Origin of the sequence: Bacillus sp. B.PNR1 (genome assembly GCF_030386235.1) — a bacterium.
Lineage (GTDB): Bacteria > Bacillota > Bacilli > Bacillales > Bacillaceae > Bacillus > Bacillus stercoris.
This window is the reverse complement of sequence record NZ_JANYMN010000001.1, coordinates 1,747,450-1,760,160: the sequence shown is the minus strand read 5'-3', so window position 1 is coordinate 1,760,160 and position 12,711 is coordinate 1,747,450. Positions and strand designations below refer to the sequence as shown.

The 12,711-nt window shown below is 44.3% G+C and carries 14 protein-coding genes; 9 read left to right on the top strand and 5 right to left on the bottom strand.

Going from position 1 to position 12,711, the window contains the following annotated elements:
• Positions 1-129: 129 nt before the first annotated feature.
• Positions 130-774: a DUF4352 domain-containing protein gene (locus tag NZD81_RS09105; protein WP_282374209.1), complete on the top strand. Its 645-nt coding sequence runs from the start codon at positions 130-132 to the stop codon at positions 772-774.
• A 72-nt stretch (positions 775-846) separates the two neighbouring features.
• Positions 847-1,473, top strand: coding sequence for an NUDIX hydrolase (locus tag NZD81_RS09100; RefSeq protein ID WP_282374210.1), 627 nt, complete (start codon positions 847-849; stop codon positions 1,471-1,473).
• 30 nt (positions 1,474-1,503) lie between these two features.
• Here the strand turns inward: NZD81_RS09100 and NZD81_RS09095 are convergent, their stop codons facing one another.
• A complete protein-coding gene (locus NZD81_RS09095; RefSeq protein WP_014663602.1) occupies positions 1,504-1,782 on the bottom strand; it encodes a hypothetical protein in 279 nt (92 codons plus the stop codon).
• Between the two features lie 390 nt (positions 1,783-2,172).
• Here NZD81_RS09095 and yjiB point away from each other — a divergent pair, with 390 nt between their 5' ends.
• Positions 2,173-3,363 (top strand): monooxygenase YjiB, encoded by a 1,191-nt coding sequence (yjiB, locus tag NZD81_RS09090; protein ID WP_014663603.1) that lies wholly within the window; start codon positions 2,173-2,175, stop codon positions 3,361-3,363.
• A gap of 22 nt (positions 3,364-3,385) precedes the next feature.
• Positions 3,386-4,564, top strand: a complete 1,179-nt coding sequence (locus NZD81_RS09085; RefSeq protein WP_014663604.1) for a glycosyltransferase — start codon at positions 3,386-3,388, stop codon at positions 4,562-4,564.
• A 43-nt stretch (positions 4,565-4,607) separates the two neighbouring features.
• On the opposite strand, the gene NZD81_RS09080 is transcribed toward NZD81_RS09085, so the two are convergent.
• Positions 4,608-4,796 (bottom strand): DUF8096 family protein, encoded by a 189-nt coding sequence (locus tag NZD81_RS09080; protein WP_003232781.1) that lies wholly within the window; start codon positions 4,794-4,796, stop codon positions 4,608-4,610.
• Positions 4,797-4,967: 171 nt separating this feature from the next.
• Here NZD81_RS09080 and NZD81_RS09075 point away from each other — a divergent pair, with 171 nt between their 5' ends.
• Positions 4,968-5,780: a uroporphyrinogen-III synthase gene (locus NZD81_RS09075; RefSeq protein ID WP_282374212.1), complete on the top strand. Its 813-nt coding sequence runs from the start codon at positions 4,968-4,970 to the stop codon at positions 5,778-5,780.
• Between the two features lie 45 nt (positions 5,781-5,825).
• Here NZD81_RS09075 and NZD81_RS09070 read toward each other — a convergent pair whose 3' ends face one another.
• From NZD81_RS09070 to NZD81_RS09060, 3 genes are all read right to left on the bottom strand, one after another.
• Positions 5,826-6,578 carry an ABC transporter permease gene (locus tag NZD81_RS09070; RefSeq protein ID WP_040083398.1) on the bottom strand — a complete coding sequence of 251 codons (753 nt, stop codon included), beginning with the start codon at positions 6,576-6,578 and terminating at the stop codon, positions 5,826-5,828.
• On the bottom strand, positions 6,578-7,330 hold the full coding sequence (locus NZD81_RS09065) for an ABC transporter ATP-binding protein (protein WP_282374213.1): 753 nt from the start codon (positions 7,328-7,330) through the stop codon (positions 6,578-6,580). Before NZD81_RS09065 ends, NZD81_RS09070 begins: the two co-directional genes overlap by 1 nt.
• Positions 7,331-7,450: 120 nt before the next feature.
• Positions 7,451-8,425 (bottom strand): DMT family transporter, encoded by a 975-nt coding sequence (locus NZD81_RS09060; protein WP_040083396.1) that lies wholly within the window; start codon positions 8,423-8,425, stop codon positions 7,451-7,453.
• Positions 8,426-8,555: 130 nt separating this feature from the next.
• On the opposite strand from NZD81_RS09060, the gene NZD81_RS09055 reads away from it, so the two are divergent.
• From NZD81_RS09055 to uxaC, 4 genes are all read left to right on the top strand, one after another.
• A complete protein-coding gene (locus tag NZD81_RS09055; protein ID WP_040083395.1) occupies positions 8,556-9,053 on the top strand; it encodes a cupin domain-containing protein in 498 nt (165 codons plus the stop codon).
• Between the two features lie 387 nt (positions 9,054-9,440).
• The gene (locus NZD81_RS09050) at positions 9,441-9,863 is read left to right on the top strand and encodes a DUF1641 domain-containing protein (RefSeq protein WP_014663610.1); all 423 of its coding nucleotides are present in this window, start codon (positions 9,441-9,443) and stop codon (positions 9,861-9,863) included.
• A 39-nt stretch (positions 9,864-9,902) separates the two neighbouring features.
• Positions 9,903-11,081, top strand: a complete 1,179-nt coding sequence (locus tag NZD81_RS09045; protein ID WP_014663611.1) for an NAD(P)/FAD-dependent oxidoreductase — start codon at positions 9,903-9,905, stop codon at positions 11,079-11,081.
• A gap of 197 nt (positions 11,082-11,278) precedes the next feature.
• Positions 11,279-12,700 carry a glucuronate isomerase gene (gene uxaC, locus NZD81_RS09040; RefSeq protein ID WP_282374214.1) on the top strand — a complete coding sequence of 474 codons (1,422 nt, stop codon included), beginning with the start codon at positions 11,279-11,281 and terminating at the stop codon, positions 12,698-12,700.
• The last annotated feature ends 11 nt before the right edge of the window (positions 12,701-12,711 follow it).

The window sequence follows — 12,711 nt, the reverse complement described above, 5'->3', positions numbered from 1 at the left end:
ATATTCAAAAACTAGGAAGAAGTAAGATTGTGATGAATGAGATAGAAATAATTGTTACTTTCTTACCTGTTAGGAAAAGGGGATATATGATTATAATGGAAATCGATTACTTTAGATGGGGGAACAATCATGAAAAAAGTCTTATTACTATTATTTGTACTGGTGATTGGGTTTTCACTTTCCGCGTGCAGCCAATCGAGCGATGCATCAGAGAAGGAAAAACCGAAAGAGAAAAAATCGCAAGAAGAGCTTGAAAAGGAACTTGATAAGGAATTGAAAAAAGGCGGTGAGCCGAAGATCAAAAAAGATGATCAAATACATAAAATAGGAGAAACAATTAAAGTAAATGATATTAATTTCACGGTGAATAAAGTGAATCGTGAACAGAATGGCCAATATGGAGATTTGGGTGGAAAAGAATCTGATAAAATAAAAACACTAAAAGGTAATGAAGAGCGGTTAATTATAGAAGTGACCCTAGAATACGTTGGAAAAGGTTCAATGGAATACAGCCGATTAGGATTAGATCTGAAAGACAAGAAGAATAAATCAGTTCGCTCAGTCATTTCATTGGAGGATAAAGGAAAAATGTTTTTAGGGGGGAATCTGGCGTCAGGAAAAAAGGTGACAGGAGTAGTTAGTTATGTAATACCCAAAGGAGAACAGAAAAATTACACATTAGTGTACAACCCTTTTTTAACAGATACTAGAAGTGATAGAATTGAAGAAAGCGCAAAATACAATATAGATTATTTGATAAAATTAGAAAAATAGCATTAAAAAAAGCACGTTTTCATCAGGGAAAAAACGTGCTTTTTTATAGTGACAAATAAAGTGAAGGGGAGAGTGATAAAAGTGCAAACCAAATGGCTGGAACGGGCACAGCGGATTCGGGCGATCGCACAGGCGGGGCTTGCTTTTTCCAAGGATGTGTATGACAGGGAGAGGTACGAAGAGCTAATGAAGCTCAGCGCGGAAATGATGGCGGATTACTCACAGACGGACATGGAAGTTATCACTGATTTATGGAATAGGGAGAGCGGCTATCCGACGCCGAAAGCGGATGTGCGCGGCGCAGTATTTCGAGAGAATCAGATTTTGCTTGTTCGGGAGAAGCATGATGAGCTGTGGTCGCTCCCGGGCGGATTTTGCGAGATTGGTTTATCACCGGCTGAAAACGTGGTCAAGGAAATCAAAGAAGAGTCGGGGTATGATACAGAGCCGTCTCGTTTGCTAGCCGTGCTGGACAGCCAAAAACACTCTCATCCTCCTCAGCCTTATCACTATTATAAAATCTTCATCGCATGCAGTATAACGGGCGGGCAGGGGGAATCAGGGATTGAAACGAATCATGCCGCTTTTTTTTCGGAAGACAGACTCCCGCCGCTTTCTCCAAAACGAAACACACCTTCACAGCTCGGCATGCTGTTTGACTTTTTGCGCCATCCGGACAAGAAAACGATATTCGACTAAAAAAGAAAGAGCCTCCGGGCTCTTTCTTTTTTATAATGTAATGTGTTTTTCGTTGGCGAGTTTCAGAAGGGTCAAAATAGAATCGGCTTCTTTATGGCCGAGTTTTTGCTTTAATTTGTTTTCCTCAACTAATCGGCTGCCATAAATCTCGACAGAGGCTTTGTCGACGACAGTATGCCAGTTTTCCTGCGTTTTTCCCTCAACAAGCGGTTTTTCATGTCTCTCAGAAAAAGAGAACACAAACAGTGCGAATGCCAGTGAAAGTAGGATGCCGACAACTAGTTTTTTGTAATCAGTCTGTGCTGCCATGTTGTTCTCTCCTTCACCTTTTACCTTCTATTTAATCATAGAACCAGTTTATTTTACATAATGGGAAAGTCATTTTTGGGAGTTAGTGCATTTGGTTGAAAACAGAGATGTTTTTTGAGCGGAGCGGTGCAATTGAATGCATATTGGATGTGCGTGCTTATGCCTAAGGTCACGTTGTGAGCCAAAACAGCAGCGCAGAATAGAAAAAAATTGAAAGATTATGGTAAGATGAACGAAATTCGAGGGGGAATATATGATGCCTGCATCGAACATCGTGATCGCCTGCCTGCTGTTATTAATTTGATTATATGTGGTAGTCCCTCTCTTTACGAAAGCGGGAGGTGAAGTGGCACATCAATTGCTAAATTCTTTCAAGGGGAGTGACTATACATGAATGTGTTAAACCGCCGGCAAGCCTTGCAGCGAGCGCTGCTCAATGGGAAAAACAAACAGGATGCTTATCATCCGTTCCCATGGTACGAATCGATGAGAAAAGATGCGCCTGTTTCCTTTGATGAAGAAAACCAAGTGTGGAGCGTTTTTCTTTATGATGATGTCAAAAAAGTTATTGGGGATAAAGAGCTGTTTTCCAGTTACATGCCGCAGCAGACAAGCTCTATTGGAAATTCCATCATTAACATGGACCCGCCGAGGCATACAAAAATCCGTTCAGTCGTGAATAAAGCCTTCACCCCGCGCGTGATGAAGCAATGGGAACCGAGAATTCAGGAAATCACAGATGAACTGATTCAAAGTTTTCAGGGGCGTAGTGAGTTTGACCTTGTTCACGATTTTTCATACCCGCTTCCGGTTATTGTGATATCTGAGCTGCTGGGAGTGCCTTCAGAGCATATGGATCAGTTTAAAGCATGGTCTGATCTTCTGGTCAGCACACCAAAGGATAAAAGTGAAGAAGCGGAAAAAGCCTATTTGGAAGAACGAGATAAATGTGAGAAAGAACTGGCCGCGTTTTTTGCCGGCATCATAGAAGAAAAGCGAAACAAACCGGCACAGGATATTATTTCTATTTTAGTGGAAGCGGAGGAAACAGGCGAGAAGCTTTCCGGTGAAGAGCTGATTCCGTTTTGCACGCTGCTGCTCGTGGCCGGAAATGAAACCACAACAAACCTGATTTCAAATGCGATGTACAGCATATTAGAAACGCCAGGCGTTTACGAGGAACTGCGCAGCCATCCTGAATTGATGTCTCAGGCAGTTGAGGAAGCCTTACGTTTCAGAGCGCCCGCCCCGGTTTTGAGACGCATTGCCAAGCGGGATACGGAGATCGGGGGGCACCTGATGAAAGAAGGTGATATGGTTTTGGCGTTTGTGGCATCGGCAAATCGTGATGAAGCAAAGTTTGACAGACCGCACATGTTTGATATCCGCCGCCATCCCAATCCGCATATCGCGTTTGGCCATGGCATCCATTTTTGTCTTGGTGCGCCGCTTGCCCGTCTTGAAGCAAATATCGCCTTAACGTCTTTGATTTCTGCTTTTCCTCATATGGAGTGCCTCAGTATCACTCCGATTGAAAACAGCGTGATATACGGATTAAAGAGCTTCCGTGTGAAAATGTAATAGATAAGGAGACTGGAGATTCATGAAAAAATACCATATCTCGATGATCAATATCCCGGCGTACGGTCATGTCAACCCTACGCTTGCTTTAGTAGAGAAGCTTTGTGAGAAAGGGCATCGTGTCACATACGCGACGACTGAGGAGTTTGCGCCCGCTGTTCAGGAAGCGGGTGGAGAAGCATTGATCTATCATACATCCTTGAATATTGATCCTAAGCAAATCAGGGAGATGATGGAAAAGTATGATGCGCCTCTCAGTCTTTTGAAAGAATCACTCAGCATTCTGCCGCAGCTTGAAGCGTTATATAAGGATGATCAGCCTGATCTGATCATCTATGATTTTGTCGCGCTGGCTGGAAAATTGTTTGCTGACAAGTTTAATGTTCCGGTCATTAAGCTCTGTTCGTCATATGCCCAAAATGAATCCTTTCAGTTAGGAAATGAAGACATGCTGAAAAAAATAAAAGAAGCAGAGGCTGAATTCAAAGCTTACTTGGAAAAAGAGCAGTTGCCGGCTGTTTCTTTTGAACAATTAGCTGTGCCGGAGGCCTTGAATATTGTCTTTATGCCGAAATCTTTTCAAATACAGCATGAGACGTTCGATGACCGTTTCTGTTTTGTCGGCCCATCTCTTGGAAAACGGACGGAACAGGAAAGCTTGGAAATGAAAAAGGGCGATCAACCGCTTATGCTGATTTCATTGGGAACGGCGTTTAACGCCTGGCCGGAATTTTACAAGATGTGCATTGAGGCATTTCGGAATTCTTCATGGCAGGTGGTCATGTCGGTCGGAAAATCAATTGATCCAGAAAGCTTGGATGATATCCCTGCTCACTTTACCATTCGCCAAAGCGTGCCCCAGCTTGAGGTGTTAGAGAAAGCTGATTTGTTCATCTCCCATGGCGGGATGAACAGTACGATGGAAGCGATGAATGCCGGTGTACCGCTTGTCGTCATTCCGCAAATGTATGAGCAGGAGCTTACTGCTAAGCGTGTCGATGATTTAGGCCTCGGCGTTTATTTGCCGAAAGAGGAAGTGACGGTTTCCAGCCTGAAGGAAGCGGTTCAGGCAGTATCGGGTGATCAAGAGCTGCTCAGCCGCGTTAAGAATATGCAAAAGGATGTCAAAGAAGCTGGCGGAGCGGAGCGTGCGGCAGCTGAGATTGAAGCATTTATGAAAAAATCCGCTGTACCGCAGTAAACGACAAAAAACCGAAATCATCAATTCGATTTCGGTTTTTTGTTTAAATATTTTTTTTCATCCCGCATCTCCTGCATTCTCTAAGGAATTTTCCGCCTTTTACAGAGCTTTTGAACAGTGTGTAATCACAATTATCACAGCGCCCGCTGCGGGCATCCGGATATTCATTGAACTCGTAAACGATCGATGTATCATAGCCTTTTGTTTCATATTCTTCTTTTTTTGTTTCCATGTCGATCCTCCGTCAAAACGTGTCTGTTGTTTATCTTACAGCAAGCTTCCGGCGTATTCAATGGATTTTGGAGGTTTGGGTTTATCTTGATTTCTCCCTTGGTTTGCGCCAAAATAGCTTTATTAAGCTTGTATACATAAAAAGCCTATACAAAGAGGAGAGGAATCGGGTATGGGAAAAGGGTTACATGGAAAGCGCGTGGCAATCGGGGGCTCCCGAAAAACGGAAGAAATCAGCAAGATCATTGAAAAACAGGGCGGAACACCTGTCATCAGGCCTCTCCAAGGCACGGTTTACTTAGCGGAGAAGCAGGTGGAACCGGACTTGCGAACGTTTGTCGAGGAAAAAGCTGACTGGGTCATTTTCACGACAGGCATCGGCACGGAAACTCTGCTCGATATGGCAGAGAAAATCGGTCTGAAAGACGAGTTTCTGCAGGCGATTCGCCAGGCAAAAGCGGCATGCCGGGGATACAAAACCCTGTCTGCGCTGAAAAAGCTTGGGATCACACCGGAAGCTTCAGATGAAGATGGGACAACAAGAGGCTTAATCCGTTCCTTGGAGCCTCACGACTTTTCAGGGAAAAAAGTCATGGTGCAGCTTCATGGAGAAAATGCGCCGGCCCTTATCGCATTTCTTAGAGAAAAGGGCGCGTCTGTCCTGCCGATTCTTCCTTATCAGCACATTCCGCCGGAGGAGGAAACGGTGGAGCGGTTATGCGGGGAGCTGATGAATAATGATATCGACGCTGTTTGTTTTACAACGGCCATTCAGGTTCGTTCCCTGTTTGATTTTGCCAGGGAGCGAGGCTATATCAATGAAGTGAAGACAGTATTCGAAGAGCGCACCATCGCAGCTGCTGTCGGAAAAGTGACTGCTGAGGCGCTGCGGGAAGAAGGCATCACGAGACTGCTTGCGCCAGAGATTGAGCGGATGGGCGCGATGATTATTGAGCTGGCCAAATATTATGAAGAAAAGGAATAACAAGTACAAAAAGCCGCTTTCCAAGGGAAAAGCGGCTTTTGTCTGTTATTCATTCTCCTTTAGCTGCTGATGAACGGTGAATAATGACGGGTATGTCAGCACGCTTAAGATTACGCAAGTCAGCGCGGCTGAGGCCATTGTTGTAAACACGATTAAGAGCTGAAAGCGCACTGCCTGAATCGGGTCCGCTCCGGCTAGAATCTGGCCTGTCATCATGCCCGGAAGCTGGACAAGTCCCAGTGTTTTCTGGCTTTCCAGCGTCGGGATCATACTCATTTTCATCGCTGAAGTAAGAATGCGCTGTATGGATTGCTTCGGTGTGCCGCCAAGCGACAATATTAATTGAATTTCTTCTTTGCGAACGCCAACTTCTGAGCTGAGCCGATTTAAAAACAAACTCGAAAGCACCATCGAGTTTCCGATGACCATCCCGCTGATCGGAATGACATATCGTGCTGTAAGCGGAATGATATGAAGAGACAGCAGAATTCCCTGCGTCACAATTTCTACAATCGCTAATGCGGCAAACACCCTCCAGAACGAACCAATTGTATTTTTCTTTCGTTTGATGACATTTTGCGCCGCCACCGCGAGCATTAACAGCACCATCAGCAGGATAAAAACAGGGTGGTCTCCGCGAAAAATCAGAGACAAAACATAACCGATGATAAGCAGCTGCACCGCGGCGCGGATGGTGGCAATGATCATATCTTTTTCTACGCCGGCTTTAAAGGATTTTGATAAAAACAAGGCGATCAAAACAAAGATCATCGTTAAAGAGAGAGAGAGGTAATCCATTACCGAGTGCCTCCCTTCAAAAACTCTTTGGCTGCTTCATGCTGCGGAGCGGAGAAAAATGTTTCGGTTTCAGCGATTTCAAGCAGCCGCCCCTCCGCCATAAACCAAATGGTATCGGCTACTCGTTTTGCCTGCTCCATATTATGAGTGACCCACATGACTGTCCATTTTTTTTCTCGATGCTGACGTTTGATCAGTTCTTCAATCTCAAGAGCAGAAGCCGGGTCCAAGGCCGACGTGATTTCGTCCAACAATAATATGGAGGAAGGATTTGAAATCGTTCTGGCCAGTGACAGCCTTTGCCGTTGTCCGCCCGATAAGTCTCTGGCGCTTCTGTCTAACAGCTCTGGCGAAAGCCCTGCAAGAGAAGCCAGCTTTTCTGGAGCGTACAGCTGGGATTGATGCAGCCTTTGGACCAGACTTAGATTGTCACGCACTGTCCCTTTGAGCACGGGGGCCGACTGAAACGCGAGGGCAGCCGTTCGTCTCAGCTCATTGACATTCCATTCTCTGATTTCCTTTCCATATATATTGACTTCGCCACTGTCAGGCGTTCTCATTAAATTACACAAGGAAAGGAGGGTGCTTTTGCCTGAGCCGGAAGGACCTAAAACGGCTACGATTGCACCCTGTTGAATGTCTCCGGTGACATCCCGCAGTACATCATAGGTTTGTCCATCTTGTTTATAGCTTTTTCTGACTGATCTGAAGGAGATCGCTGGTATGTTTTGTGTTTGATTATTTGCTTCCATTCCAATAATCACCTTTCAATAATAAGTAGGCAGATATTATATTTAACTATACCGTGAAACAGATGCCTTTTGGTAGCAAAGATAAAGGAGAACAGGTTTTCACCCATTCTCCTGCAAATGCTACGCGGTCAGGTTTGACTGTGCTTTCTTTTTCGGTTTTCTCGGCTGTGAAGCGAAGGTATGTAATACCATCCCCGCTATAATAATGAACAAACCGGCAAATGATAATAGAGATGGGAAAACGCCTGACAGAAGAACAATTTCACCAAGCAGCGCGAAAATTACTTCACCGGATTGAGTGGCTTCAACGGCTGCGAGTTTTTGCGGATTGTCTCTTACCATATCAGTGGCCCAGAAAAATAAAACAGTCGCAATGATGCCTGAGCTGACGGCAACGATAAAGGATTGAACGGTTTGCCCCGCTGTCGGCAGGCCGTCTGACCACCAACCGTAAGCTGCTAATAGAAGCCAGAACGGAAGGCTTGCCAATGTCATTCCAAGCACGCGCTGAAATGTATCAAGCCGGCCACCGTATTCCTCGAGCATTCTCCTGTTTCCTAACGGATAGGCAAAAGCCGCAATGACAACCGGCAGCACACTGAAAAGCAGCATCTTTCCTGAAAGCGATTCCGCATGCTGAAGCTGAATCAGAGCCGCTCCAATCAGGATGATCACGGAAGTGCCAAGTGAAACCAGAGGAATCTTTTGCCGAACGAGCTGCGGACCGCCCGGCATATCTTGTTTGACATAAAACAAAGGAGACAAGAGCACACCGGCTACAATTGTAATTTGCCAGGTGCCGGCTATAAGCCATCCCGGACCGTAGGCAGCCGCAAATGTGATCGGCGCGTAAAAAAGCACGAAGCCGACAAAGCTCCATTTGAGCCAAAAGAACGGCTTTTTCCGCATCTCTTGTACGAGAGGCGTGAATGTCCCTCTCATGATGACAATCACACATAAAAACGGCACCATAAAAATAAAGCGCAGCGAAGAGCTCCAGAGCCAGCTGCCTCCAGATAACTCCATCGCTCTGTTTAATATAAAGGTAACGGCGAAAAAGAGTGAAGCTAAAATTCCGATAACAATAGCTTTCATGGTATCCCTCATTCTGGCATTATTTTTTATACTATACTATTTGGTATCATGCAGATCAATGGAATCGTGAGAAAAACATCATGTTTTGCGAACCGCTATGTGTGGAACATAAAAAAGGGAGGTGAAATTGATGGAAGCAAAGACACAGACATATTTTTTTCCGGATGACGGCAGGATTCCGAATCACCCTGAGTATCCGCTCGTGGTATATCAAAACGCGATTAAGAATACCAGCCAGGCAGAGCGGATCGTCACCCGGCATGGCTGGTCAAACAGCTGGTTAGGAAGTGTTTTTCCATACCATCATTATCACAGCAATACGCATGAAGTCCTGATTGCGGTTAGGGGAGAGGCTGTCATTCAGTTCGGGGGAGAAAAAGGAGCTGTCATCCCTTTCAAAACAGGCGATGCAGTCGTGATTCCAGCCGGAGTCGGTCATAAAAAGCTAAGCTCTAGTCCCGATTTTACTGTCCTTGGCGCCTATCCCGGAGGCATTCAGTATGATATGAAGACGGGAAAGCCGGATGAGCGGGAGGAAGCGGTCAAACAGATAAAGAAGGCGGCGTTGCCGGCGAATGATCCGATCACAGGAAAAAGAGAGCCTTTATTGGAAATATGGGTAAAGTGAAGGAAGAAATTGCTGGATTGTCAATAACTAGTGTCACAGAAACGTTATGACATGAGCTCCATATAAATTAATTTCATAATCGAAGCAATTCACGTTCAAATTTTGTTCAAAAAGTGTTATCATATAGAAGGTAATCGAATTGGAGTTTTTTGTGTTTGCTATTTTCAGAGAGAGTAAAGGATTTTGACTTATTCAATTGTTTATTTTTTGATAAAAATAATACTGAATATGGCAAGATGAAAAACTGGGTAGTAAACATTTATTTTTGTAAATGATTGTGCACGAATTCACAATCCTTATTCTTATGCCTTAAAAGCGTGAGACAGGGAGAGGCACTACCCTTTCCAAACAAATCAGCAAACTGCTTATAGTAAAGGAGAATTGGATATGCCAGAAACAATCGATCAAACAAATGCGTCTGTCAGCCAAAGCCAGCAAGATCTTATTGATCAGCTATTAAAGCCAGAAGTTCAAGAATCATTGACTGTTTTAGTTGACCAGCTTCCGAAGCTGACTGAGTTAGTCAATATTTTAACGAAGTCTTATGATTTCGCTCAGTCTGTAGCGACTGACGAAGTGTTAAAAAACGACACAGTCGGTGCGATCACTGAAATTCTTGAGCCTGTAAAAGAAACAGCGAAAGAAGTAGCTGCGACTGCGATCGAAGCAAAAGACCGCGCGGAAGCAAGCAACGAAACAATTGGTCTTTTCGGCCTGCTGCGTATGCTGAAAGATCCTCAAGCTCAAAAGCTGTTCCGTTTTGCTAACAGCTACCTTGAAGTCATGAACGAACGCGAAAACCAAAAATAATCTCAGATTCAAATTGATATAAAGGACGGAGGATATACGATGTCAAAACATATTGTCATTCTAGGCGCTGGTTATGGCGGAGTTCTTTCTGCTCTAACAGTTCGCAAACATTACACAAAAGAACAAGCACGCGTGACAGTGGTAAACAAATACCCAACTCACCAAATCATTACGGAATTACACCGCCTTGCTGCAGGCAACGTGTCTGAAAAAGCGGTTGCTATGCCATTAGAAAAACTTTTCAAAGGCAAAGACATTGATCTTAAAATCGCGGAAGTAAACTCTTTCTCTGTTGATAAAAAAGAAGTTGCGCTTGGTGACGGTTCTACATTATCTTACGATGCGCTTGTTGTAGGTCTTGGTTCTGTAACGGCTTATTTCGGCATCCCAGGTCTTGAAGAAAACAGCATGGTGTTGAAATCTGCTGCTGATGCGAACAAAGTCTTCCAGCATGTTGAAGATCGTGTGCGCGAGTACTCTAAAACGAAAAACGAAGCAGACGCAACAATCCTTATCGGCGGAGGCGGCTTAACAGGCGTTGAGCTTGTTGGTGAGCTTGCTGACATCATGCCGAACCTTGCGAAAAAATACGGCGTAGACCATAAAGAAATCAAATTAAAACTTGTTGAAGCTGGTCCTAAGATCCTTCCTGTTCTTCCGGATGATCTTATCGAGCGTGCAACTGCAAGCCTTGAAAAACGCGGCGTTGAGTTCTTAACAGGTCTCCCTGTTACAAATGTAGAAGGAAACGTAATTGATCTGAAAGACGGATCTAAAGTTGTTGCCAACACATTTGTTTGGACTGGCGGCGTACAAGGTAACCCATTAGTCGGTGAATCAGGCCTAGAAGTGAACCGCGGACGCGCGACTGTAAACGACTTCCTGCAATCTACATCTCATGAAGATGTATTCGTTGCTGGAGACAGCGCCGTTTACTTCGGACCAGACGGCCGTCCATACCCGCCAACTGCACAAATCGCATGGCAAATGGGTGAGCTGATCGGTTACAACCTATTCGCTTACCTAGAAGGCAAAACACTTGAAACATTCAAGCCAGTTAACTCTGGTACACTTGCAAGCCTTGGACGCAAAGACGCGGTTGCCATTATTGGTGCTAATTCTACACCGCTTAAAGGTCTTCCTGCTTCCTTGATGAAAGAAGCAAGTAATGTACGATATTTGACACATATTAAAGGACTTTTCAGCCTGGCTTACTAATCCTTTTAATGAATCTGGCATTGCCAAAAGCATTCCTTTCCGAGTGCTTTCTGGCAATGTCTTTTTTTATGTTTATGACAGCGTTAACATTTCATTTTCAAAAAAGAGATTGATCCCAGAGGAATATAAAGGTAAAATAAAAACAAATCAAAATGTTAACGTTAACATTTTGAAATAGAATGAAAGACGGTGAGGACATGGAACCCTTCATGGGCGAAAACTTTTTATTGAAAAATGAAACCGCTGTCAGCCTCTATCACAAGTATGCGAAAGACATGCCGATTATTGATTACCACTGCCACTTAAGCCCGAAAGAAATCTATGAAAATAAAACATTTCAAAACATCACGGAAGCCTGGCTGTATGGTGACCATTATAAATGGCGCATCATGAGAGCCAATGGAATTGAGGAGACATACATCACCGGAGATGCGCCAGATGAGGAGAAATTTATGGCTTGGGCGAAAACCGTGCCGATGGCGATCGGAAATCCGCTCTATAACTGGACCCACTTAGAATTGCAGCGTTTTTTTGGCATTTATGAGATTTTAAACGAGAACTCCGGGCCGGCTATATGGAAACGGACAAATGAGCTGCTCCAAGGGGAAGGCTTCGGTGCAAGGGATTTAATCATGAAATCAAATGTAAAGGTTGTGTGCACAACGGATGACCCTGTCGATTCTCTTGAATACCATCTATTATTAAGAAAAGACAAAGATTTTCCTGTCAGCGTGCTGCCTGGATTTCGGCCGGATAAAGGACTTGAGATCAATCGTGAAGGCTTTCCGGATTGGGTGCAGTCACTTGAAGATGCCGCCGCCATATCCATTACAACCTATGATGAGTTTTTAAAAGCGTTGGAAAAACGAGTGCGATTCTTCCATTCAGCTGGCGGCAGAGTGTCTGATCACGCGATAGATTCAATGGTATTTGCCGAAACGACAAAAGAAGAAGCTGGACGGATTTTTGCTGACAGATTACAAGGAACAGAGGTTTCTTATGAAGATGAGAAGAAATTTAAGACATATACGCTTCAGTTTCTTTGCGGATTGTATGCGGAGCTTGATTGGGCGATGCAGTTTCATATCAACGCTTTAAGAAACACGAATACAAAAATGATGAAAAGGCTCGGTCCTGATACAGGCTATGATTCTATGAACGATGAAGAAATTGCGAAGCCTTTATACAAGCTGCTGAACTCAGTTGAGATGAAGAACCAGCTGCCGAAAACGATTTTATATTCACTGAATCCCAATGATAACTATGTCATTGCCAGCATGATCAACAGTTTTCAGGACGGTATTACCCCGGGAAAAATACAATTCGGCACAGCCTGGTGGTTTAACGATACTAAAGATGGAATGCTGGACCAAATGAAAGCGTTATCAAACGTTGGCCTTTTCAGCCGTTTTATCGGCATGCTTACCGATTCCAGAAGCTTTCTTTCGTATACGCGCCACGAATATTTCAGGCGAATCGTCTGCAATTTGATTGGGGAATGGGTGGAAAACGGCGAAGTGCCGCGCGATATGGAGCTTCTGGGAAACATCGTTCAGGGAATTTGCTATGACAATGCGAAACACTACTTTCAATTTCAAGAAGAAAAAGCAAACGTGTAACAAAGTGTCCG